At 44.1% G+C, this 22985-nt stretch carries 25 protein-coding genes; all 25 read left to right on the top strand.

Annotation, left to right across the window (positions count from 1 at the left end; translation table 11 throughout):
• Position 1 precedes the first annotated feature (1 nt).
• The 25 genes from CVP04_RS01415 to CVP04_RS01300 all read left to right on the top strand — a co-directional run bounded on the left by CVP04_RS01415 (position 2) and on the right by CVP04_RS01300 (position 22930).
• Positions 2-517, top strand: coding sequence for a DUF1804 family protein (locus CVP04_RS01415; RefSeq protein ID WP_100295746.1), 516 nt, complete (start codon positions 2-4; stop codon positions 515-517).
• On the top strand, positions 498-2147 hold the full coding sequence (gene terL, locus CVP04_RS01410) for a phage terminase large subunit (RefSeq protein ID WP_100295745.1): 1650 nt from the start codon (positions 498-500) through the stop codon (positions 2145-2147). Before CVP04_RS01415 ends, terL begins: the two co-directional genes overlap by 20 nt.
• Positions 2148-2149: 2 nt before the next feature.
• The gene (locus CVP04_RS01405) at positions 2150-3790 is read left to right on the top strand and encodes a DUF935 domain-containing protein (RefSeq protein ID WP_100295744.1); all 1641 of its coding nucleotides are present in this window, start codon (positions 2150-2152) and stop codon (positions 3788-3790) included.
• Complete coding sequence (locus CVP04_RS01400) at positions 3774-5087, top strand: phage minor head protein (protein ID WP_100295743.1); 1314 nt, start codon at positions 3774-3776, stop codon at positions 5085-5087. The genes CVP04_RS01405 and CVP04_RS01400 overlap by 17 nt, the downstream gene beginning before the upstream one ends.
• Positions 5088-5266: 179 nt before the next feature.
• Positions 5267-5686 (top strand): phage virion morphogenesis protein, encoded by a 420-nt coding sequence (locus CVP04_RS01395; RefSeq protein ID WP_100295742.1) that lies wholly within the window; start codon positions 5267-5269, stop codon positions 5684-5686.
• Between the two features lie 269 nt (positions 5687-5955).
• Positions 5956-7014, top strand: a complete 1059-nt coding sequence (locus CVP04_RS01390; protein ID WP_100295741.1) for a phage protease — start codon at positions 5956-5958, stop codon at positions 7012-7014.
• Positions 7014-7934: a Mu-like prophage major head subunit gpT family protein gene (locus CVP04_RS01385; protein ID WP_100295740.1), complete on the top strand. Its 921-nt coding sequence runs from the start codon at positions 7014-7016 to the stop codon at positions 7932-7934. The genes CVP04_RS01390 and CVP04_RS01385 overlap by 1 nt, the downstream gene beginning before the upstream one ends.
• Before the next feature lie 50 nt (positions 7935-7984).
• Positions 7985-8350: a hypothetical protein gene (locus CVP04_RS01380; RefSeq protein WP_100295739.1), complete on the top strand. Its 366-nt coding sequence runs from the start codon at positions 7985-7987 to the stop codon at positions 8348-8350.
• 2 nt (positions 8351-8352) lie between these two features.
• On the top strand, positions 8353-8808 hold the full coding sequence (locus CVP04_RS01375) for a gp436 family protein (RefSeq protein WP_100295738.1): 456 nt from the start codon (positions 8353-8355) through the stop codon (positions 8806-8808).
• Entirely contained in the window at positions 8777-9418 is a 642-nt protein-coding gene (locus CVP04_RS01370) for a DUF1834 family protein (RefSeq protein ID WP_100295737.1), read from the top strand. The genes CVP04_RS01375 and CVP04_RS01370 overlap by 32 nt, the downstream gene beginning before the upstream one ends.
• The gene (locus CVP04_RS01365; RefSeq protein WP_100295736.1) at positions 9415-9588 is read left to right on the top strand and encodes a DUF2635 domain-containing protein; all 174 of its coding nucleotides are present in this window, start codon (positions 9415-9417) and stop codon (positions 9586-9588) included. The genes CVP04_RS01370 and CVP04_RS01365 overlap by 4 nt, the downstream gene beginning before the upstream one ends.
• A gap of 3 nt (positions 9589-9591) precedes the next feature.
• Positions 9592-11016 carry a phage tail sheath subtilisin-like domain-containing protein gene (locus CVP04_RS01360; protein ID WP_100295735.1) on the top strand — a complete coding sequence of 475 codons (1425 nt, stop codon included), beginning with the start codon at positions 9592-9594 and terminating at the stop codon, positions 11014-11016.
• Positions 11017-11026: 10 nt separating this feature from the next.
• Positions 11027-11395 carry a phage tail tube protein gene (locus tag CVP04_RS01355; protein ID WP_100295734.1) on the top strand — a complete coding sequence of 123 codons (369 nt, stop codon included), beginning with the start codon at positions 11027-11029 and terminating at the stop codon, positions 11393-11395.
• Positions 11395-11736, top strand: coding sequence for a hypothetical protein (locus CVP04_RS01350; RefSeq protein WP_100295733.1), 342 nt, complete (start codon positions 11395-11397; stop codon positions 11734-11736). Before CVP04_RS01355 ends, CVP04_RS01350 begins: the two co-directional genes overlap by 1 nt.
• 57 nt (positions 11737-11793) lie before the next feature.
• Positions 11794-11958 (top strand): hypothetical protein, encoded by a 165-nt coding sequence (locus CVP04_RS12195; protein ID WP_165772756.1) that lies wholly within the window; start codon positions 11794-11796, stop codon positions 11956-11958.
• Between the two features lie 45 nt (positions 11959-12003).
• Positions 12004-14595 carry a phage tail tape measure protein gene (locus CVP04_RS01345; RefSeq protein ID WP_100295732.1) on the top strand — a complete coding sequence of 864 codons (2592 nt, stop codon included), beginning with the start codon at positions 12004-12006 and terminating at the stop codon, positions 14593-14595.
• Position 14596: 1 nt separating this feature from the next.
• Positions 14597-15997: a DNA circularization protein gene (locus CVP04_RS01340; protein WP_100295731.1), complete on the top strand. Its 1401-nt coding sequence runs from the start codon at positions 14597-14599 to the stop codon at positions 15995-15997.
• Positions 15987-17117, top strand: coding sequence for a phage baseplate assembly protein (locus CVP04_RS01335; RefSeq protein WP_100295730.1), 1131 nt, complete (start codon positions 15987-15989; stop codon positions 17115-17117). Before CVP04_RS01340 ends, CVP04_RS01335 begins: the two co-directional genes overlap by 11 nt.
• A gap of 8 nt (positions 17118-17125) precedes the next feature.
• Positions 17126-17782, top strand: coding sequence for a phage baseplate assembly protein V (locus CVP04_RS01330; RefSeq protein ID WP_100295729.1), 657 nt, complete (start codon positions 17126-17128; stop codon positions 17780-17782).
• Positions 17783-17866: 84 nt separating this feature from the next.
• Entirely contained in the window at positions 17867-18217 is a 351-nt protein-coding gene (locus CVP04_RS01325) for a phage GP46 family protein (protein ID WP_100295917.1), read from the top strand.
• A gap of 25 nt (positions 18218-18242) precedes the next feature.
• Positions 18243-19307: a baseplate J/gp47 family protein gene (locus CVP04_RS01320; protein WP_100295728.1), complete on the top strand. Its 1065-nt coding sequence runs from the start codon at positions 18243-18245 to the stop codon at positions 19305-19307.
• On the top strand, positions 19307-19897 hold the full coding sequence (locus CVP04_RS01315) for a YmfQ family protein (RefSeq protein WP_100295727.1): 591 nt from the start codon (positions 19307-19309) through the stop codon (positions 19895-19897). The genes CVP04_RS01320 and CVP04_RS01315 overlap by 1 nt, the downstream gene beginning before the upstream one ends.
• A 2-nt stretch (positions 19898-19899) precedes the next feature.
• On the top strand, positions 19900-21873 hold the full coding sequence (locus CVP04_RS01310; protein ID WP_100295726.1) for a hypothetical protein: 1974 nt from the start codon (positions 19900-19902) through the stop codon (positions 21871-21873).
• Positions 21874-22479, top strand: coding sequence for a DUF4376 domain-containing protein (locus CVP04_RS01305; RefSeq protein WP_100295725.1), 606 nt, complete (start codon positions 21874-21876; stop codon positions 22477-22479).
• Positions 22472-22930, top strand: coding sequence for an enoyl-CoA hydratase (locus CVP04_RS01300; protein ID WP_100295724.1), 459 nt, complete (start codon positions 22472-22474; stop codon positions 22928-22930). Before CVP04_RS01305 ends, CVP04_RS01300 begins: the two co-directional genes overlap by 8 nt.
• The last annotated feature ends 55 nt before the right edge of the window (positions 22931-22985 follow it).

The following is a 22985-nucleotide window of genomic DNA, read 5'->3' as shown; positions in this document are numbered from 1 at the left end:
TGTGGCATTTGATGAAAAAGTGCGTGCTTTTGTGCGCCGGTATTATGTATTTGATCGTCTCACACTTGAGCAATCGGCGGAAAAAGCCGGCGTTGCCTTTGGTACGGCACGACGTTGGAAATCACAAGCACAGGCAAAAGGTGATGATTGGGATAAGGCGCGTGATGTACAGGTTATGGTGGGCGGAGATATGGAATCCTTGGCTGCCGGTATGTTGAGCGGGTTTATTATCCAGTATAAATCGGTGATGTCGGAGCTGGAAACGGAAGATTTGGCAACGATGAAAAAGGTGGAGCTTTTAACCGGGCTTGCGGACTCCTTTGCAAAAATGACGGCATCGAGCAAAAAACTCTTGCCGGAAACCAGTGCGATTGCGACCGCTATGCAGGTGATTGAGATGATGGCGGATTTGGTGAAGACCAAGAAAACCCATTTATTGCCGGATTTTATGGATTTATTTGACGATTTGGAACGCCAAATCAAAAAGGAATTTAAAAATGAAGCTAAAAGACTTTGAAAAACAACTGGAAGCCTTAAGAACCGAACTCCAGCGCAATATTGAGGCGAGTTTTGAAGGTTGGGATGATAGTCCGCAAGCCATTGTTAAACGCCGCAAACAAGTATTCGACCCACAAACCGGGTTCGAGTTTTTTGTGCAACAGTATTTTCCGCATTATGTTCGGAGCGAACATAAATCCCAATTACACCACTATCTTTTTGAACAATTACCGCAGTCGGTTAAATCCGTTACAGATTCGGTGCGCCACGCTATCGCAGCGCCTCGTGGTGAGGCGAAGTCCACGATCTGTACGCAGTTATTTCCGCTTTGGTGTTTGGTGTGCGACCTGAAAAAATACTTGATTATTGCGATGGATACCAAAGAGCAAGCCTACGGTATGCTTGAGGCGATCAAGGTCGAGATTGAGAGCAACCCTCGTTTGCGCATTGATTTTCCGGAGCTTGCGCCCGGTAAGGTTTGGCGAGCCGGTGCGATTTTAACCAACAAAAATCAAAAAATCGAAGCGGTCGGTGCAGGACAAAAATTGCGTGGTCGCCGCCACGGAGCATATCGTCCGGATTTAGTGGTATTGGATGATATTGAAAACGACGAAAGCGTACAAACACCGGAACAACGCAATAAATTGCACGATTGGATCTTAAAAGCCGTATTAAAGCTAGGTGCAGCCGGTGAAAAGTTTGATGTTATTTATGTGGGAACTATCCTGCATTATGACAGCGTATTAAACCGTATTTTAAGCACTAAGGGTTGGAAACGGGCTCGCTTTAAAGCCATTTTGCGTATGCCGGATAATATGGCGTTATGGGATGAATGGGAAAATATTTATCTCTCCGAAGAAGGAGACGATGACACTTTATCTGATGCGTTTTATCAGCAACACAAAGCAGAAATGGATAAAGGGTCGATTGTTTCTTGGCTTGCTCGTCCGCTACTCGTCTTGATGAAAATCCGTGCCACAGACGGACATTCGGCGTTTGATTCGGAGTATCAAAATGATCCGACTGCGGGCGATGAGGCGATATTTGCTAACATCTTACAGTATTGGGTCGATTTACCTAAAAATCTAATTTATTTTGGCTCAGTTGATCCGTCGCTCGGCAAAAAAAACAAGAATGGAGATCCAAGTGCTATTTTGGTGGGCGGATACCATCGCGAAACAGGACGGTTATATGTACTAGAAGCGCAAATTAAAAGACGTGTTCCGGATTTAATCATCGAAGATATTATTAAGCTACATAAGCAATATCATTGTCACCGTTGGTTTGGTGAGGATGTGCAATTTCAAGCTTTTCTTAATTCCGAAATTGTTAAAAAATCAGCTGCACGAGGTGTGCCTGTACCGATGACTGGTGTTAACTCGAACAGTGATAAATTGTTGCGAATCGAAAGTTTGCAGCCCCATATTGCTAATGGTTTGATTTTTATTCATCGTTCTCAGTCCACGCTCATAGATCAGCTACGTCATTTTCCTAAAGCCGACCACGATGACGGTCCCGATGCGTTAGAAATGCTTTGGCGTAATGCGGTGAGTTCGTCGGCGCCGATTGAGTGGATTGGTTTGAAAGATGACGAATTTGGCGAAAACGATTTTGATGAAGATGATATTTACAGTATTTGGAGACGTTAGCTATGGCGCATATTTTTGACAAGTTTAAAGCAAAAGTGCGGTCGGTTTTTGCAGAAAAACAGACGGACGAAGCTCGTGTCACGGAAAACGGGCGAATTATCTCCGACCACCCGTCTAATCACATCACGCCGGCTAAACTCAAATCTATTTTTGACGATGCGGAAAACGGCGACATTATGACTCAGCACGAACTCTTTATGGATATTGAAGAGCGTGACGGGGATATATCCGCCAATATGGGGACGAGAAAGCGTGCCTTATTAACGCTGGATTGGCAGATTGTAGAAACGCGTAATGCTACACCGAAAGAGCAAGAATATCAAAAAGAACTGGATGAGTTTTTTTATCAGTTTTCCGAATTTGAAAACCTGATCGTGGATTTAATGGATGCGGTGGGACACGGCTTTTCCGCTCTTGAAATTAACTGGCAATTTGTGAACGGCAAATGGCTGCCGAATGGATTTATCCATCGTCCGCAATCTTGGTTTAGGCTGGATAAAGACGACAATATTTTACTGAAAACGCCCGATAATGTAATGGGCGAGCCATTGCGTGCTTTCGGTTGGGTGGTACATATCCATAAAAACCGATCCGTGCAGCTTGCCCGTCAAGGTCTTTATCGCACCTTGGCGTGGCATTATATGTTTAAACATTATTCCGTACACGATTTCGCCGAATTTTTAGAACTTTACGGTATGCCGATTCGCATCGGTAAATACGGTGCCGGTGCAACATCGGACGAAAAACGCACGCTTTTAAAAGCCTTGGCGCAAATCGGGCATAACGCTGCCGGGATTATGCCGGAAAGCATGAATGTGGAACTGCATAATGCGGCAAACAGTACCGGACAAAATAATCCGTTTTTGCAAATGGTGGACTGGTGCGAGAAAGAGATAGCACGCTTGATTTTAGGGCAAACCTTAACATCGGGGGCTGACGGTAAAACATCCACTAATGCGTTAGGGCAAGTGCATAATGAAGTACGCCGTGACTTGTTGATTGCAGATGCGAAATTGGTTGCACAAACTATCACTAAGCAAATTATTTTGCCTTATTTGCAGATCAACGTTGATCCGGCTATTGACGAGAATCGTTGTCCACGTTTTGAATTTGACACGAAAGAATACGAGGACTTAGAAAAATTTGCCAAGGCATTACCGCCGTTGGTGAATATCGGTGTAGCAATTCCTGAGCGTTGGGTTCGTGGTAAGTTGGGTATTCCGGAAGTACAAGACGGTGAAACGGTTTTAAAAGCGGTTCAACCGGAATTTAACGGGGATTTAAACGAAGGTGAAACGGCGTTAAAAAGCACCGCACTTTCAGGATATAGCGCAAGTTGTGGCTGTGGTTGTCAAGGTCACGCAGTTTTGTCGGCGAAACATAAAATGCCAACAAATGATCCGCAAGATATATTAGACGATAGTCTGAATAATGCTTTTGTTTCCGTGGATTTTAATTCGCAGCTTAATCCTATGGTGCAAAAAGCCGTAGCAGTATTAATGGCGTGCGACAGTTATGAAGAGGCAGGCGATAAATTGGCGGAAATGTTTCCGGATATGCCGATTGAGCAACATCAAACCTATTTAGCCAACGCGTTGTTTTTAGCGGATTTATTGGGAGCTGCCGATGACGAACGCACCTAAATTTGTCATAGGGTTAGAACCGACACAAGCCGTTGAATTTTTGAAACAGAAGAAACTGTTTGTAGATAAAATCAAGCAAGGGCAACGCTATGAGAGTGCCTTAGCCCGTGCAACGACGGTGGCAAGGCTGACTAATTTGGATATGCTACGGGATATTTATCAGTCCATTGAACAAGCAGTGAAAGACGGTAAAGCTTTTCACGCGTGGAAAAAAGACATAGTCAATGAGTTTGAACGCAAAGGTTGGGTATTTGGGCACGATAAGGCAATTAGCCGAGGCATTGACGGTACATTATTAGCCGATCCGAAAACAGGCGAATATTTTGGCACGCCCCGTCGTTTAGATACAATTTATCGCACCAATACGCAAGCGGCGTTTTCTGCCGGTCGTTATCAGCGGATGATGGATAATGTAGATAACCGTCCTTATTGGCAATATTCCGCTGTGGGCGATGAACGCACCCGTCCGTCCCATTTAGCTTTAAACGGGCGGATTTATCGTTATGATGATCCGTTTTGGGCGACCTTTTATCCACCGAACGGGTTTAATTGCCGTTGTACGGTAATTGCCTTAAATGACCGAGATTTAAAGCGTAAAGGGTTGGATGCGCCGGATGACAGCAGTGAATTTTTGGTGGAAGTAAACCGCCCAATGGATAAACAAGGCAATCAAGAAAAGACCATTGGCTTTAAATTGCCTGACGGGTCGGTACGGATTACGGATAAGGGATTTGACTATAACGTGGGGCGGTTGAGTTATAAGCCTAATCTTGATTTGTATCCGGAAAAATTAGCGCACCAGTTTGCGAAAAGTGAAATGCGCGGTGGGGAGTTTAAGCATGTTTATGGATTGCTTGAAAAACAGGTCGGCGCATTGAAAAACGACTTGGGCAATAAAAAACTGACAACGGAACAAATGGTTGGGGTGCGTAATCATTTAGAGCGTAACTTTAAGTTTGCTGCAGGTCGGTTATCAGAAACGGATCAGAAGTTGATTGGGACTAAGACAGCAACGGTGTGGCTTTCGGATGATACGTTGATTAAGCAGTTTAATAGCCGTGAGGGACAGCGTTTTGGGCTTGAGGATTATGCGGTATTGCCTGAGGTAATTAGTAGTTCAACACATTTGTTTCTGAATGAAAATAAAATTTATTTTTTCAAGGTGATTGATGGAAAAGTTTATATTTCAATAGTGAAACACGTTGAACAGTATAATGAGCTATTTGTAGATTCTTTCTATGTTTCAGATATGAATAAATTGAAAAGTTTTACTAAGAAATATCAGCAAATAAAATAGCCACTGAGTAGGGCTCGGAATCACCTACACACAGTCCCAAGTCTATTTCACCTTTTCGCTTGCGATCGCCGAGATTATCATCGCTTTTTCAGTGGCTTTGGTGAATATATACTCCTTTATTTTAAAAATCAACAGTAGGAGAATGACAATTAAAACATTACTTGGAGATAATTGGGAAAATGATTGAAATTAAAATTAAAATTAGTTCAGACAGATTTACTCAAGCACTTAACCAATTAATCGATGGGCTAGAAAATCGACAAGATTTGATGCGTAATATTGCCGGTACAATGGAGTCGGCGGTATTAACCAATTTTGACCAAGGCGGTCGTCCGAAATGGCAAGGGTTAAAATATCGTGAGGGTATGCCACTTGTAGATACCGAAAATTTAATGGGCAGTATTACATCGCATTATGATAATGATAACGCCATTGTCGGCACCAATGTAGCATATGCCGCTATTCACCATTTTGGTGGCAAGGCTGGACGTGGGCAAAAAGTGGATATTCCGGCTCGTCCATTTTTAACGCTTACCCCACAAGATGAAGACGATATTGCGGACGGTATTCAGGATTATTTCAGAAATCTTATAAAATAGCCCTAAAACGCTCAAATTTGCGTTATTTGACTTGTTGGCATAATTTATCGGTTAAAATTTTTTAAAACAAATTAAAACGATTTAAAACAGTTTTAAAATGGGTTTGGGTTTAATTCTTATCTTGTGTTATTCTTTTTCGGGCGAACACATCAGTCCGCCCCTACGCAAAATTTCATTTTTCCCCTTGTTTGCCTGCTGAAGTCGCTCATCTCTTTACTCCTATCTCAATCCGCTATTCTGTGCCTAAATCAGTGATTTAGGGACAGTTTATGCACAACAATCTTAAACTTGCGGCGGCGAGTTTTGAAATCACCCAAGCTAGGTCAGGATATATCCAGTTATTGCCGTACGGTGAGTTTAGAGCCACCGACGGTCGCCCGACCGATGTTAAAGCGTGGATTATTGCCGACCAGAACGGACGTGATGTGGTCGCGCTTGCCAATAATCAACGCAATCCGCTCCCTATTGATTACGAACACCAAATTATCCACTCAAAAGTTAACGGCAAAGAGGCGCCGAGTGCCGGTTGGATGGAGTATCTCTATTTTACCCCACAGGGTATTTTTGCTGATGTGCGTTGGACGGATAAGGCGGCGGAGTATATCAAAAGTGGCGAGTATCGCTATATCTCGGCTGTGTTTGCCTATGACATTGAGGGCTATGTGCGAAAAATCTTTCACGCAGCCTTAACCAACGTACCGGCTTTAGACGGTATGGATGAGGTTATGGTGGCAGCCAGTCAACATTTCAGTTTTTCAACAACCCAAGAGGATACCAACACTATGGATAAAGAGCTTTTAGCCTTGTTGTGCAGCTTGTTCGGCAAGCCGTCAGCAACAGAAGCAGAAATTAAAGCGGAATTGACCGCACTTTCGGTCGCCAAAGGCGATAGCCAAGTTGCACTGTCGCAGGTTTACCAAACCTTAGCAAGCAAAGAGCAAAACGTAGCGGCATTAACTGCGCAAATCGGCAAACCTGATCCGGCTAAATTTGTGCCTGTGGAACAGGTTGCAGCGTTACAGGCGGAATTTAATACGCTTAAACAATCCGTCGAAACGGACAAGAAAAATGCGTTAATTACCACCGCACTTTCGCAGGGCAAACTTGCGCCAAGTTTGAAAGATTGGGCGGAAAGTTTACCGATTGAGGCATTAAGCCAGTATTTGGAAAAATCTGCGCCGATTGCTGCATTAAGTGGCGAGAAACAGGCGAAAGACGATCCGAATGCGCATCAGGTTGTGGCGTTAAGCGCAGAAGAGCAAGTTGCTGCGAAAGCCTTAGGCATGACCGAAGCCGAATTCATTAAAATTCACAAGGAGAGCAAATAATGTCAATTAAAAAGTCAGCTGTATTAAACATCATTACAGAGCAATTTCGCAAAGAATTTGCCGCCGGTTTAGAAACCTTTAAACCGCAATGGCAAAAAATCGCCATGGAAATTTCGTCCAGCACGAAAACCAATACTTACGGTTTCCTGGGCAAATTTCCGAAAATGCGTGAATGGGTAGGCTCTCGTCAAATCCAAAGCATGCAAGCACAAGGTACAAGCATCACGAACAAAACCTATGAAACTACGGTCGGCATTTCGGCTGATGATATTGATGACGATCAAGTTGGGTTATATCGTCCTATGGTGCAGTTGGCTGGTGAGGCGGCAGCGGAATTACCGGATGACGAAGTCTTTAGTTTACTTAAAAAAGGCAAATCGACCCTTTGTTACGATGGTCAAAACTTTTTCGACACCGACCATCCGGTTTATGAAAAAGTGGACGGCACAGGCTCAAACACCACACAAAGTAACTTAACTGTGGGTTCAGATAATGATGCGCCAACATTCTATATTTTAGATGTTCACTCCGTGGTTAAGCCGCTTATTTGGCAAAATCGCCAAAAACCGGAAATCACACCTAAATTTGACGCCTCAAAATCGGATCACGTATTTATGGAAAACGAATACTTATGGGGTGTAAAAGCTCGTGGTGCTGCCGGTTTTGGTTTTTGGCAACTGATCCACCGAGTGGAAAAAACGGCATTAACAAAAGAAAACGTCAGCAAAATCATCACGCAAATGAAAGAGTTAAAAGGTGATGGTGGCAAGGTGCTTAATATCCGTCCTAACTTAATTTTAGTTCCTTCGGCACTGGAAACCGCAGCTAAAGAACTCTTTAAAACCAAAATCATTAACGGGACAACAAACATCCTCGAAAACGAATTAGATATTTTGGTGTCACCGTTTATTGCCGAATAAACCGTGCTGATTCCCATAAGCCTTGCGCTTATGGGGTGAGGAGAAAAACAATGGCAAAAAAGAAAGATGAAACCAAAGTGACTGATGAAAAGCCGGCTGATGTTAAAACGGAAAAGACTACCGCAGACGGTCAAACGGACGTACCGGAAGAACCTGTTGACAAAAATGGTGAGACTGAGCCGAAATCGACAGAAAAACCTGCCGATAAGTCGACGGAAACCACTAAAGTTACTTCGTTTTTTGCGTTTATCGTGCGGTTGTGTGAACAGCATCCACAACATAGCTATGGTCGCTGCGGTTATCGTTTTAACAAAACGGAAGAAACCGTGATTGAGCGCAATGCCTTAACAGGTGAGCAAATCATTGCGTTATTTACCGATCCTTGGTTGGTGGTGACTCCTATTGTGGATGAGTAAATATGGAAAACAGGGTTTATGCGGATGTGGCGCAGTTTGTGTTGCGTGTCGGTGAGTTGCAAACCATTGAGCTGACCGACCGTGACGGTTTAGGCGAGATTAACGATGATGTACTTAATCTTGCCCTTGCGGACAGCTCCAGTCAGATTGACGGTTATTTGGCGGCACGTTATGCCCTGCCACTTGAGACCGTACCGCAGAATTTGGTGCGACTCTGCTGTGATTTGACCCGTTATCGTCTTGCTAGTATGTCACAGGTGAGCATTACCGATGAGATTATTGAGCGTTATAAGCTGAGCCTTAAAGAGCTTGAACAGTTGGCGAGCGGAAAAATCTCATTAGGGATTGCGGAAAAGACGGACGGTGACGGCGCAGAGTTTAACGGTGCGGTATTTTTTACCAATGGTTTAAATCGGGTGTTTAGTCGTGATAACACAAATCGAAAATGCTTTAGTTGAGCGCTTGCAAAAAGGCTTAGGACGGTTGGTGACAACGGTTAAAAGCTATAACGGTGAACTGGATGACGAGAGTATCGGCACGGCTCGGTTTCCGTTGGTGCTGGTGTCCTTTGGCGGCTCAAGAATTAGCCGTAAATCCATCAGTGCTAAGCGTTATCAGTCTAAAGCAACTTTTGTTGTGTTGTTGGTAGTCTCTAATCTGCGCAATGAAACGGCACGCCGTCAGGGCGGTGTGGATAGTCGTGAGATTGGGGTAAATCAGTTAATCGGAGCGGTTCGGCGGTTGTTGGATAGTCAGACTCTGGGCAATTTGGTGAATCCGTTGTTACCGGTGCGCGTGCAAACCGTGCTAAACGGCGCAAGAGTGAAAGCCAACCGATTAACGGCGTATGCGGTGGAATATGAAGTCAGTTTTGATGATATTGCGCCGCTAGAAGACGGGCTTTATCCGCAACCGACAACAGATAAAAGCAATCCGGATTATATATTTAATCAATATCAAGGGCTGTTAAGCCCTGTGGATGAATTGCATCAGGTGGGAGGCATTATTTTTGACCCGACGAGCGATGCGCAAGTGCCTTTTTGTGTAGAAACAAAGGAAAAAATATGAAAGTAAAAGCCAAAGACGGGGTGAAAGTCCCTTTGGAATATCAGCCGGCAGCCTTTATTGAGCAAGAACCGGTTGAGGTGGAAGAATCTTTATATTACCGCCGTCGTATTGCGGACGGAGATTTGATTGTCGTGAAAGAGCCGCGCAAACCGGTTAAATCTAAGGAGTAATGAATGGATAGTATTGAATTTGATTTAATTCCGGGTTCGCTCCGCCACCCGGGTGTTTATACGGAATATAACACCAAAAATGCGGTATCTACTCTACCGACCAATGAGCAGGAAGTGCTGATTATTGCGCCGGCTTTAGGGTTAACTCACGAATTTAGCGAACCGACCCGTGTTTATAGTGATGTACAAGTGGCAGAACTTTTGGGTTATGGATCTTGGGCGCATTTGATGAGCCGTATTGCGATTTTAAACAATCCGCTCATCCGTTTGTCCGTGGTGGGGCTTGCCGACAACTCTGCCGGTATCGCGGCTAAAGGGTCGGTGCAGTTAGCCGGTACGGCAACGGGACAAGGCGTAATTGCACTGAGTATTGGCTCAACAGAATATAAAATTGCCGTGTCAAAAGGCGAAACGGCAGAAGCTATTGCCAACCGTTTAAGCGCCTTAATTAATGGTACGCGAGATGTACCGGTAAGCGCTGAAATCGAACAAACAAGCGACAGTCAAAGTGCGGTGAAGTTTACAGCAAAATGTAAAGGCGAAATCGGCAATGAAATTGCGATTGCCGTGCGCCATAGCGTACCGGATTTAACGGTTACGGCAACAGCATTTAGCGACGGGGCGGAAAATGCGGATTTAACTGCGGCGCTTGCCTCTGTTGCCGGCAGCCATTATCACATTATTATCTCACCGTTTACCGACGATAAAAATGCCAAAGCCTTGCGTGACCATTTAAATGCAGTGTCCTCTCCGGTGGAGAAGAAACCGGCGATTGGCGTATTAGGTTGGCGTGGCACGATGTCCGGCGGTTCGACTTTTACGGAAAAAATCAACGACGGTCGTGTAACGGTCGGTTGGTATAAAGGCGCGATTGACAGTTGTGCGTTAATTGCGGCGGGTTTCGGTGCGGTGATTGCCGGCGAAGAAGATCCGGCACGTCCATTAAACACGCTTGAAATTAACGGTTTGGCGGAAACTGATCCAACACAGAAACCGTTGTTCAGTGAGGCGAATCAGGCGTTGTATCACGGCTTAACGCCGATTACGGTGGTTAATCACCGCGTGCAGATTATGCGTGCGATTACCACTTATACGAAAAATGCCACCAATACGGACGATCCGTCGTTGTTGGATTTAACCACGATTCGCACCTTGGATTATACCCGTAAAGCCATTGAGCAGCGCATTAGTTTGCGTTTCCCTCGCGCGAAATTAAGTAGTCGCACACCGGCAAAGGTTAAATCAGAAATTTTGGATGTGTTGTTGCGTTTAGAAGAACAAGAAATCCTAGAAAATGTGGCGGTACATAAAGGCAAATTGTTGGTGCAGCGCAATGGCGTGGATGTGAATCGTCTGGATTGTGCGATTCCGGCGGATGTGGTCAATGGATTGCACGTTGTGGCAAACCGCATTGATTTGATTTTATAGGGGCTGAATTATGGCGTTGAAATATGCAAGTTTAGGCGTGATTGAGGTTGATAGCCGAGAGCTAGAATTGACCCAGTGTAAGGTGAATACCAATACCGGTCGCAAGGCGGTAAAAACCATTAACCGTAAAGGGCGTGTGAAAGGTTTTGCTAAAGGAATTACAGAATATATGCTTTCTTTGAGTGTTGCTGTGCCATTAGATGAAGAAGAGCCGGATTGGGATAACATGGAAGATGCTCGAGTCACCATTGAAGAACAAAACGGTAAACGAACATCTTATACGAACTGTTTTACTACAACTATCGGCTCCAGTTATACGGTGGATAACGAGCTTATCCGTGATATTGAAGTGGTAGCCTGTGACAAGGTGGTTGAATAATGGATGGGCGTTTATTGCTTGGCGTGCCGTATAACGGCACGCTCCATTTTGATTTTAAGGTTAAGCTGTTAAGCCTTGCAGGCGAATGTCAGGCGTTAGAATGGGCGGAAGAACTTGATTTACCGGAGGAAGAAAAGCAAAACCGTGAAGAAAAATTATTACACGAGCTTTGTTTTTTAGTGCCGCAATTAGACATTGACGGTATTCCCGAAACAGTTTTGACACCACGATTTTTGTTGCAAAACCTAAGCCCGTCGGATTATGTGTTGGTTTGGGGGCAGTTGGACAACTTGCGAAAAAAGCATATCGACGCTGGGGCGAACCCCGAAAATCCGGCATAAAACAGCGGATGACGGTATTCCAAGCGTGGGAAAACTTACGAAGTGCGGTGATTTTTTTTGGCTAAATTCGGCTTTCGGGCGGATGACGTGAAAAAAATGAGTCATTTGGAAGTGAATGCTTGGATTGATAGTTATTTAGCTTCGCAAGGCGTCAAACCGTCGGTAGAGGATAAAAATACTACGACTTATGTTTTTGCGCGGCGGAAGAAATCGGGGACGTAAGTCCCCTTTTTTGTAGGATTAAATTAGGTTTAAACGGGTTTTAAAATGGGTTCAAAATTTGAATTGGAAATGATTTTGCAAGCGAAAGATTATGCCAGCAAGGTCATTAAAGAGGTAGCAAACCGCACGAAGAAATCTACGCAGGACGTTGAAAATCAGACAAAAAAAAGTGTGCAAACGCAACAACGAGAAACACAGAAAACTGCACGGATTACCGAACAAAGTTATCGCCAAATTTCGCAAATAGCTCGCCAAGCTGCCGGTGCGCGAGAAAGTCTAGGTATTCGGTCAGAGCGTAGTATCCAGCGAGAAATCCAACGCACACGTCTTGAATACGAACGCTTGAAATCCTCCGGTATGGCGAGCAGTCGGGAGTTAAGTCGAGCTTATGATGCAATGCAAAACCGTGTGCGAGCCTTAAATGCAGAAATGGGCAAACTCTCCGCCGGTCAAAAAATGATGAATGTCGGGTATGGTGTGGCGGGAGTTGCGACCGGCGTTAGCGTTGCCGCAGGGCTTGCGGCACGACCGATAAAAACAACGGCTGACTATAATTTACAGTTAGCTTATTTAGCCAATACAGCTTATTCAGATCGTGACAAAGAAGGCAAAAAAGCCGGTATGGATAATATCCATCAAGTCATTAAATCTAGTATCACTCAATATGGCGGATCACAAGAAGACGCATTAAACGCTTTGGGGGAAATTATTTCCAAAGGACGTGTCAGCGTGGATGATGCCTTAGCATTATTACCGGATATACAAAAAAATGCGATAGCTACCGGCGCAAGCACAATAGACATCGCCCAGCTAGTTAATGCGGGATTAGGATATGGGATCCGGAAAGAAGAAATTCAAGATTTTTTGGATTATGCCAATACTGCCGGTAAAGCCGGAGGGTTTGAACTGCGAGATATGGCGAAATATGCTCCCGCTTTGTTTGCCAATGCAAGTGGTGCCGGTTTAAAAGGGATGAGCGGCGCAAAAGAAATGTTCAAAATGTTGCAACAAGTTTATAACGTATCAGGTGGCAGTTCTGAAACTGCAACGAATGTGATGAACTTTTTAAGTAAATTAAATTCGCAAGATACCATAAAACGAGCCGCTAAAATTGAGTTGACACATAAAGGCAAAACATATGGATTAGATTTAAAAAAATCTATGACAGACTATTTAGCACAAGGAAAAAATACTGTCGAAGCGTTTTTAACTATTGTTGATGATATATTGGCTAATGACAAAGAATATCAAACGTTACAGAAAAAACTCGCCAAGGCACAAGGCAATGCTGAAAAATATGCGATTATTGACAGCATTGCAAATTATCTTGAGGGGACAAAAGTTGGTGAGCTTGTCGCAGATAAACAAGCGTGGTTGGGGATGTATGGTATTCGTTCGCAGCAACAAACAGCGCAAAATGTCGAAAATGCTTATCAGACAGCCAAAGGAGAAACTGATCGCGATTCTGAATTTATTCAAGAGCAAGCTGCAACAAAATTTCAGCGCGCTGGTAATGTAGCCGAAATGAGTAAAGCGGAAGCATTTAAAGATGTAACGGAATGGTCTGCCGATATTGCGGAAAAAATGGCGGAATACGGAGCGCAATATCCTGCCTTAACAACCGCGCTAACAGGTGCTGTCGAGAGCATCAAAATCTTAGGTGGGGCGGCGATTGCCGCAGCCGGATCGTTAGCATTATTTGGTTTTATGCATAAAGGGCGAACAGGTGTTGATATAGATGATTTAATGGAATCCGGCAATAAAAAATCACCTAAAACCGGAGGGCGATCATCAAAAATGTCGGGGAGGTTTGGTAAAACTGTCGGTTTTTTGGCGAAAGCCTCGATTGTCGGCGAAGCCCTATTTCATTCGGAGGAATTAAATAAGGGCGAAGATGAACAGTTAGAAATTATGCGCCGTATTTCGGACGGCTCGGCAACACCGGAACAAAAAGCCTTATCGGATGCCGGGTATTCTGCGAGTAAAGCAGACGCGGAGGTACGTCGTCAACGTCGCGAACAACACGAAAAAGAAAACGGCTTTACACCGTTAAACGATGACGAACAACGTCGTTATCAACAGGCGTTAACCGCTCAATTACAACATAATACCCAGCGCCAGTTTGAGCAGGCAACCAGTGTACTCAATGGCTGGTTTAGCTCAAAAGCCGAAAAAGCAAATGCAATGAAACGCTTAGATTCGTTGGATAGCAATTTATTGTCAGATACGCAACGCAAAGAAATCGACAGTATTAAATTAAAAGAGCAACAAGACAAAGTAAATCAAGCGCGCTCCGTGGTTAATGGATTCGGCTTTTTAACTGCCAGTGAAGAAGAAAAAGCCGAGGCAAAAGCCGTTTTGGAACAACAAAACAAATTGACTGAAAAAATACCGACAAATGCGGTAAATAATACGAATATTCAGTTGCCAAGCGACGACAAGAAAGCCTTTCTAGATAGTCAGATTAAGTTTTCCGAAGATATTCAGTCGTTAGGCGTCAGTATTCAGGAGGGATTTAAACGGGCGATTGCTTTGCAAGATCATACTATTAAGAATTTGATTACAGTTGAACTGGACGGGCGAGTGATTGCCGAACAAACATCGGAGTATCAATATCGCGAAATGGTCAGGGGGTAAAATGAAAGGTTGGACAATGCCGGTGCGCCGTGCGAGTTTTAACGGTGTCAGCTTTGATGTGCTAAATGTAGATGATAATTTTGAGCGATCTATTATCGAACACACCTATCCGTATGTTAACGGCGCAGATTTGGAGGCAATGGGACTTAATCCCCTTACGGTGTCAATGAATGCGGTGTTTTTTGGCGAAGGTTATTATACGGATTTTAAAAAAATCATTGAGAAATTGGCAATCAATAAACCCGCTGTCTTAGTCCACCCGATTCGGGGGCGACTTAAAAATATGTTGTGTATTTATGCCGGTTTTAGTCACGACGCGGAATTTGTGGATTATGTCTCGGTACAACTCACCTTCAAGGAGGCAACACCGGCTAAACCGATTTTAGTATTACGTCCGTTATTTAGCTTATTGGATGAGTTATTAAACGATATTGATGATTTTATCAATGATATTTTAGACAGTTTTGCCGATATGATGGAGGTTGTGGCTTTTGCGCTAAATGCCAAGGATAGAATTCTGAGCTATTGGGCGGCAATGGTAGGTATTTTTGATCAACTTATCGATTTATTAGGGGCAGATAAAAAACGTTATTTGATTTCGGGGGCGATCTCCAAACAGACGTTAAAAAAACAAGCCACTCAGGTGCTAAAACATATTGCAGCCCTTATTGAACAGGATTTCGGCTTATTAAGCCGCCAAGCCGAACCGAAAACATATGATACAGACAAGCAAACCATTGAGCATAATCAATCGGCGGTATTTAGTATTAAATCCCGTTTTGACGAGTTATTACGGCAATGTAACCAAATTTTGTCTATCGGTGAGTCGTTAATTAAAGGTAAAGTTAACAGCCAACCGACGCCGGAACAATCATTTAATCGCAACCAATCCGGTAATCAGCGTGTTAAATTCGGCAAAACGGATATTCGGGAAATTAATACCGCACTTACGTTACTGTGTGCGGCAAATTTAAGTCGTATTGCTGCCGAATGGATCGAACAATACGGTGAACAGCTGATCCCAAGCGAAATTGAGTATTTAAATCGTCAAGTGCGTTTACAATGGCTTAATGCCCTCAATCAACTACGAGCATTGCAGCTGGAATATCAGCAATCAAATGACTGGCAACAAGCGGAAAACGGTATCTATGCTCTTGCACAAGGGCTAGCGGAAAAAGTACGCAATCTTGCTTATCAATTTAATGCCACGGCGATTGCTGCAATTAACCGCAAACCACCGTTGATTATTCGTCCTGCCGGTATTAGCGGCACTATACAGCAGATTGCGCATCATTTTTATGGTGATTTTAGCCGTGCAGCCGAGTTGTTGCGCTTAAATGCCCATATTCGACACCCTACGCGGATTAATAAAGGAGATATGTTAAATACCTATGCAAATTAATTACCCCTTTAATAATGATATTGTCGTGAAAATCGGTGATCTGGCGCATAATCAGTGGAAAAGCTATGACATTGACAGTGATTTTTTAATCCCTGCGGATGCTTTCGGGTTTGAGTTGGGAATGCCTTCGGATTCTGTGTTTACAACGGACTTATCAGGGCAAAGCGCGCAAGTGATTATTAATGACGAAACCGTATTAACCGGCATTATTGACAGTACAAGACATTGTATCAGCAAAAATAACCGCACTTTTAGTTTGACCGGTCGGGATAAGGCATCTATTTTGGTGGATTGCTCCGCACCGATTACTAATGTTAAGGGGATGACATTACTTGATGCGGTAAAAAAGATTGTTAAGCCGTTGGGGATTGATAAGGTCGAGCTAAAAGCCGAGAGTAATCCGACCTTGGATAAAGTGGATATTGACGTGGGCGAAACCGCGTGGAATGCAATTATGCGCTGCGCTAATTCTGCCGGTTTGCATTGCTGGTTTGACGCTAAAGGCGTGTTAATTGTCGGTGGTGCGGATTACTCTACTCCACCGGTGGCGACCTTGGTTTGTAACAAAAACGGTAAAGACAATAATTTCAGTCAGGCGGATTTAACCTTTGACGTATCGCAACAGTTTAGCGAGATCACTTTTCTTGCGCAGCGGCACGGGCGGTCAGGTGATAAAAATAAAAATAATCTGAAATGGGTTTATAAAGATCCGAATGTCAAAATTTATAAGCCTAAAACCGTGGTTGTGCCGGATGCGGAAAATCTCGAAGCGTTAAAAAAGCAGGCTAAAAAATTTATCTCGGATGCTCAGTTGTCGGCGTTTACGCTCACTATTACCGTTCCCGACCATAAAACACAGAACGGAACACTTTGGGCGCCCGGACAACGGGTACACGTTATCTGCGAGGAATATGATATTGACGCAATTTTCTTTTTAATGGGACGACGATTCACTCTTTCGCGGCAAGGCGGGACGCAAACGCAATTACGCCTTAAACAAGACGGCGTTTGGACTCCGGATGCTTATGTCAATAAAGCGGATAAAGCCCGTAAACGTAAGGGTAAAAAACGGAAAAAAGGGTCATTGGAGCTTATATCATCGGCAGAATTAAATAAATAAGGTAAATTATGCGACAATTTATGCAAAAAATGCGTCAAACTGCGCAAGATGTGACAGATACCGTACGAGCGGCTTTTCGGGGCGAGCTGAATTGGATGAAAAGTGGCGACGATATACAAAAAACGCAAGTTTCCGCTTTGGCGGATGAAACGCTTTCGGATGTGGAATTAATGCAGCATTTCGGTTTTACGTCCGTGCCACCGGCGGGTACGCAAGCTGTCATTTTGCCGATTGGCGGTGCGACCACGCACGGCATTGTAATTGCGACGGAAAACGGTAGTTTTCGGGTGAAAAATCTGGAAAACGGCGAAGTTGCCGTGTATGACCAAAGCGGTTCGACAATTATTTTAAAACAGGGTCGATTAATTGAGGTAGATTGTGATACCTTTAAATTAAATTGCAAAACTTATCGCGTAACGGCAACGAGTGCGGCAGACTTTGTTACGCCAAAACTCGAAACATCGGCAATTTTAACCGCACAGGGACAAATTAACGGTAATGGCGGTATGGCGGTGCAAGGCGGTAAGGGGGCGAGTTTTAGCGGTGATGTTAAACAAACGAGCGGTAGTATTACAACCGTTGGCGATGTGACGGCAAGTGGTAAATCCTTAGTTAATCATACCCATAAGGGCGATAGCGGTGGGACAACAAGTAAACCGATTTGAGTTGTCAAGGTAAAGTTGATAGTTGAGGGCAATGCTGAAAGGCGTTGCCCCTTTTTTATGCCTTGGATTTTGTACATTGAGCGTATGGACAAAGAGATCAGCCCGCTTACCGGGGACTATACAGGTAAACAAATCAGTACACTGCAAAATGCCGTGTATATCAGGCTAACGACTCCATTAGGCTCTTGGTGGGCGGATGGGCGTGTAGGCTCTTTGCTCCATACTATTCAACGCGAGAAAGACTTGGAACGGGTAGCACAGTTAGCGGAACAATATGCCGAGGAAGCCTTGCAACCGTTACTTGATGACGGTCGGGCAAAAGATATTGTCGTTAACGCGATACAGCCTAAAAACGGCTCGCTGTTATTGAGTATCCAAGTTACGGATAACCGAGGGCAAGTATTTGAGTTTGCTCACCCGGTTAAATTAATTTAACCCTGTTTTAAAGCGATTTTAAATTATGTTTATTGTGCCGAGTTTTAGCGATATACGTCGAGCGATTTTAAGAGATTTACAATCTCTTGAGCCGACGGCGGACATTGCCGAAGACAGTGATAACTTTGTGCGCGCCAGTAGCCTTGCGGCAGTTGCCGAGAATCTCTACGCGCATCAGAAATGGCTAATGAAACAATTTTTTCCGGATACGGCGGATACGGAATTTTTAGAAAAACACGCCGCACTTCGGGGGATCCGGCGCAAAAATGCCACTTATGCACAGGGCAACGGCGCAACATTCACGGGGCTTGTCGGCGCAACTTTATCTGCCGGATTGCAGATTAAAACGGCGGACGGACGATTTTACGAAACATTGGAAAGTGCGGTCATTAATTCCGCCGGTTCGGTGCGTGTTGCCGTGCGAGCACTTGCACCCGGTGCAGCACAAAATATTATTCAGTCGGTCGCCGGTGTGTTAATGGCAGCGCCGAAAGGCGTGCAATCGGATGTTGTGCTGAATAATGTGGTGGGTGGCACGGATACGGAAAGCGATAGTGCATTGCTTGCCCGATTGCTCGAACGTATCCGCCGTCCGCCGGCGGGCGGTAATCGTTATGATTACCGTAATTGGGCGTTGTCCGTTGAGGGGGTGGACGCGGCTTATGTGTATCCGTTGCGTCGCGGGCTTGGCACAGTTGATATCGCCATTACTGCGGATAATGATGTTCCGAGCGATGAGACGGTGCGTAAAGTACAAGCTTATATTGATGATGTACGTCCGGTAACGGCTAAGGAAAGCAAGGTCGTTAAGCCGGATGTTACCCGTGTGGCATTTAATGTCAAGGTTAAATTAGATGGCGTAAGTTTAAGTACAATGACCCAAACCATTCAAACTGCACTTACGGAGCATTTTAACCGGCTAAATCCGGGCGATGATTTTATTGTGTCGCAATGTGAAGCGGTAATTAGCGATTTAATCGGTGTGGTTGATCGTCAATTTATTGCACCTCGCGCCAATATTAAAGCCAATGTGACGGATAAAATCGAGTGGTTCCGTTTAGGTACAGTCGCTATATCGGAGTTGGCTTAATGGATAATTCGCACAAAACAACGTTATCTCAGCTTTATCCGCCTATTGCATATGATGTTAACGGCGAACGTTTTTTAATGCAATGCGAGGTGGACGGCAATGCGTTTGACCGACTGCAAAGCAGCGCCGAAACGTTATTACAAGCGCTCCACCCGCAAGATAGCGGCACAATGTTAGCGGACTGGGAGCGATTATGCGGTCTTAAAATTGATTTAAGCAAAAACTATCAAGATCGTGTTAAACGGGTCATTATCCAGCTTAATGCAATGGGTGGTTTATCTATACCTTATTTTATTCAGCTCGCCGAACAAATCGGTTACCAAATCCAAATCAAAGAGTTTTCTGCGCTACAAAATGATTTACCGGCATTGGGTGATGTAGCGCAATTTAATGAGGTTTCAAGCGACCATTTTATCTTTATATGGCGTGTGACGGTATTAAACGGGGATGACAATATTGTGTATTTTCGTGCCGGTCAGTCTTTTGCCGGCGATCACTTGGTTGAGTTCGGCGATCCGATTATAGAGGATTTTTTCCGTGACCTGAAACCGGCTCATACTTATTGCTATTTTGCCTATCAACAAGGATAACTATGCGAAATTTATTACCAAAGATTAACAGCAAAGACGGTCAGTTTCACAATGGCAATCCATCGACCGGCGAACAAGGGACAAGAGTCACTGCCGAATGGCTTAATGATGTGCAAAATCATTTACAGGATTTTGGCATCGAAATGCGTTATCTATTGGCGAAAGCTGCGATGACCCCTGACCCAGCTAAGCAAACACAAATTTATGATGCGCTAATCAATATTATTAATGATAACCACCGTCGTGCTAGTACGACAGCGGTGGGTGAAGTTCAGCTCACCAACGACACCGGACTCGACAGCGAATCCCTAGGCTTAACAGCAAAAGCCGGTAAAGCGCTAGCTCAGGCGATTGCAGCGGTTAAATTGTCGCTCAACAATTATATTCCGTTGAATAAACGATCCGATTCAGTGGTTAGCACCTCATCAGATACCGTTGCCACAAGCAAAGCCGCAAATACCGCTTACAACAAGGGTGCTGAAGCAAAAACTGCGGCGGATAATGCGCAAAAATCTGCAACGGAGGCGGCGAATTTAGCAAAAACAAAAGCAACAGCGCATACAACGGTTACAAACCTCAATACGTTATCAGGTTCTCAGTTTTTTGGCTGTTATGATTCGGCAATCGGTGTTCCGTCTGACCTCGCTAATAGTAATGCAGATTTTAATGGTATTCACGCAGATGCTGGCTATCAAAAATTTCAGTTATTGGTGGTTACTCATCAAGATATACGCATCCGTTATCAAGATGATGGTGCGAATTGGTCAAACTGGGAACAATTCGGACTCAAAAAGCATATTGACGCAAAAGTTAATAAATCCGGCGATACCATAACCGGTAAACTGATGATTAAATATGCGGCTAGCAATGCTTGGAGCGCATTACATTTAGGCACGACAGATGGCGAGTGGCGCCTTGAAGTACATCCCAATAGCACCTTGGCTAATCAACGTCGATTTAATATGGTCTTTGCTACTGCGACCGAACAGACTTATTTGTGGTTTCCGCATATTGGCGATGGCGATACCGTTGCCTATCGTTCTTGGGTTAGCACCGAAATCGCCAAATTATGGACTGCAGACCAATATTCGGCGAAGGCAAGTCGCGCTTATGTTGAGGTTAAAGTTGAGAATGCCGGTCAGAGCGGGTTAACAATCAAACGTACCGGTACTAGTGGGAATTGGTTAAGCCGAATTGAAGCACTGGATGATAAACGCTGGAAATTTTGGACTGAAAATGGATTTAATGTTTATCTCCCAGCAAAATCCGGCACGATTGCACTCACTTCAGACTTAACAAAAGCAAATGTCGGACTGGGAAATGTACAAAATTATGGCGCATCAGATACTGGCGGTACGAGTAACTATGTCTTGCGTAATGCAGCCGGTGATATTGTTGTGCGCACGTTAAAATCCACCTATGTAGATGAAGGATATTGTAAAGGCGCAATAGCGTTTCGGGTCAATAACGGCACGGATAATCATACGCGTTATTGTAATAATCCGGCGGCGGTGCGCAGTTGGTTGCAATTAGCGCCAACCAGACGGGATTATAGTCGTACTATTAAAGGCGTGCGAACTTGGGATAACGGCTCGCAACGAGATATTAATATTTCCGGGCAAGTCATCGCCGCAACAGACGGACGCATTGAACAATTCTTTCACTATAAAAATTTCCGTGTACCGTGGTTTGACCTTGAAGATGCAGGGAAAGATGGTGCTCGTGGTTATATCATCCCTTGCCAATTATGGACGGCAATGCCGAACAAAGTCACAAAAGTGCAGATACAATTTATAAGAGCAACCGGTGCAACCAATCAGAGCACAACCTATCTTGCTGAGGCGGGAGAATGGTTGACTGCGTGGGCTTATTATAAACAAGGTACAAACAAATCACAAATATGGATAAATGTAAACCGGGTAGAGGGTGATCAAGATAATCACATTGATATGTTAGTTTGGGTGGAGGGATATTAGATGTTTTACATTAATATAATAGACGAAAAAGACGGCAGTTTTGAATTGATTGACGGCGATTTGCTGTATCTCTATCCGGACTTAGCGCAAGACAACTTGATTGCCCTAAGTAACGAGATGTATCAAGCCTTTTGCGCGCAAGATAACGGCAAAACAAAATGGATTGGTGACAAATTTGTGTTTGAAGAAACTGTCGTTGATTTGACCGCACTTTTGGAACAACAACGCGAAGAAGTGCGGTCAAAAATCAACGAATTTCGAGACCTTAAAAATCGTAGCGGTGTATATGTGGAGGCGCTAGGAAAATGGTTTGACAACGACGATATGGCATATCAAAACTTACTAGGCTTTAAAGCAAGTTTAGACCTTATCGGCGACTATAAAACCGCGTGGATTTGCGCGGATAACAGCGTTATATCGGATTTTGACAAAGCCAAATTAACCGCTGTGATTACCCAAATTATGCAAGATAAAACCGCCAATGTACAAAATGCGCTACGGCATAAAATGGCATTAGCGCACTTGGATGATCCGGCGAATTATGATTATTCGGACGGCTGGACACGGACTTATGATGATTATTTAGCGGAGCAAACAAATGGCTAATCAGGTTTATCTTGCCTTGTATAAAGGTAAAGGCGATTGGAAAGACGGTCTTATTAGATTTTTCACCAAAGGCTTGTACTCGCATTGCGAAATCATCATAGTCCAAGACGTTGAAATTGAACAATACGACTGGCGTAAACAATACGATTTTTATTCCAGCAGCCCCCGAGACGGCGGTGTACGCCATATTCAAAAGGACTATTTAAATCTTGAGAATTGGGACTTAATCAAGTTGGAAAACGTCACCAAGCAACAAATCACCGCCTATTTTAACCGCACTTGCGGCGCAAAATATGACTGGTGGGGTGTGTTTGGCATCGTATTCGGCATTAAACAAAAGCGCAGTAAGTATTTTTGCAGTGAGTGGTGCGGCGAGCTGTTGGGGTTAAGTGAGTCTTGGCGGTTTAGTCCTAATGATTTGGCGACGATTTTTAAACGGGAGATAAAATAATTTATGACAGCAGTTAATTTAGAGCATAATTTTGAAAAGCAAGCAAGCAAGCAAG

This window comes from Caviibacterium pharyngocola (assembly GCF_002795405.1).
Lineage (GTDB): Bacteria > Pseudomonadota > Gammaproteobacteria > Enterobacterales > Pasteurellaceae > Caviibacterium > Caviibacterium pharyngocola.
Note: the sequence above shows the minus strand (reverse complement) of the source record. Positions and strands in the feature narration are given on the sequence as shown.

Bases quoted from the DNA above. Each gene is read 5' to 3' on its own strand.
- CVP04_RS01345 (WP_100295732.1), top strand. From the start codon at position 12,004: ATGGGTTCAAAATTTGAATTGGAAATGATTTTGCAAGCGAAAGATTAT.
- CVP04_RS01305 (WP_100295725.1), top strand. From the start codon at position 21,874: ATGTTTTACATTAATATAATAGACGAAAAAGACGGCAGTTTTGAATTG.
- CVP04_RS01325 (WP_100295917.1), top strand. From the start codon at position 17,867: ATGGACAAAGAGATCAGCCCGCTTACCGGGGACTATACAGGTAAACAA.
- CVP04_RS01365 (WP_100295736.1), top strand. From the start codon at position 9,415: ATGAAAGTAAAAGCCAAAGACGGGGTGAAAGTCCCTTTGGAATATCAG.
- CVP04_RS01380 (WP_100295739.1), top strand. From the start codon at position 7,985: ATGGCAAAAAAGAAAGATGAAACCAAAGTGACTGATGAAAAGCCGGCT.
- CVP04_RS01310 (WP_100295726.1), top strand. From the start codon at position 19,900: ATGCGAAATTTATTACCAAAGATTAACAGCAAAGACGGTCAGTTTCAC.
- CVP04_RS01405 (WP_100295744.1), top strand. From the start codon at position 2,150: ATGGCGCATATTTTTGACAAGTTTAAAGCAAAAGTGCGGTCGGTTTTT.
- terL (WP_100295745.1), top strand. From the start codon at position 498: ATGAAGCTAAAAGACTTTGAAAAACAACTGGAAGCCTTAAGAACCGAA.
- CVP04_RS01315 (WP_100295727.1), top strand. From the start codon at position 19,307: ATGGATAATTCGCACAAAACAACGTTATCTCAGCTTTATCCGCCTATT.
- CVP04_RS01350 (WP_100295733.1), top strand. From the start codon at position 11,395: ATGGATGGGCGTTTATTGCTTGGCGTGCCGTATAACGGCACGCTCCAT.
- CVP04_RS01385 (WP_100295740.1), top strand. From the start codon at position 7,014: ATGTCAATTAAAAAGTCAGCTGTATTAAACATCATTACAGAGCAATTT.
- CVP04_RS01300 (WP_100295724.1), top strand. From the start codon at position 22,472: ATGGCTAATCAGGTTTATCTTGCCTTGTATAAAGGTAAAGGCGATTGG.
- CVP04_RS01375 (WP_100295738.1), top strand. From the start codon at position 8,353: ATGGAAAACAGGGTTTATGCGGATGTGGCGCAGTTTGTGTTGCGTGTC.
- CVP04_RS01390 (WP_100295741.1), top strand. From the start codon at position 5,956: ATGCACAACAATCTTAAACTTGCGGCGGCGAGTTTTGAAATCACCCAA.
- CVP04_RS01360 (WP_100295735.1), top strand. From the start codon at position 9,592: ATGGATAGTATTGAATTTGATTTAATTCCGGGTTCGCTCCGCCACCCG.
- CVP04_RS01400 (WP_100295743.1), top strand. From the start codon at position 3,774: ATGACGAACGCACCTAAATTTGTCATAGGGTTAGAACCGACACAAGCC.
- CVP04_RS01355 (WP_100295734.1), top strand. From the start codon at position 11,027: ATGGCGTTGAAATATGCAAGTTTAGGCGTGATTGAGGTTGATAGCCGA.
- CVP04_RS01335 (WP_100295730.1), top strand. From the start codon at position 15,987: ATGCAAATTAATTACCCCTTTAATAATGATATTGTCGTGAAAATCGGT.
- CVP04_RS01340 (WP_100295731.1), top strand. From the start codon at position 14,597: ATGAAAGGTTGGACAATGCCGGTGCGCCGTGCGAGTTTTAACGGTGTC.
- CVP04_RS01330 (WP_100295729.1), top strand. From the start codon at position 17,126: ATGCGACAATTTATGCAAAAAATGCGTCAAACTGCGCAAGATGTGACA.
- CVP04_RS01395 (WP_100295742.1), top strand. From the start codon at position 5,267: ATGATTGAAATTAAAATTAAAATTAGTTCAGACAGATTTACTCAAGCA.
- CVP04_RS01320 (WP_100295728.1), top strand. From the start codon at position 18,243: ATGTTTATTGTGCCGAGTTTTAGCGATATACGTCGAGCGATTTTAAGA.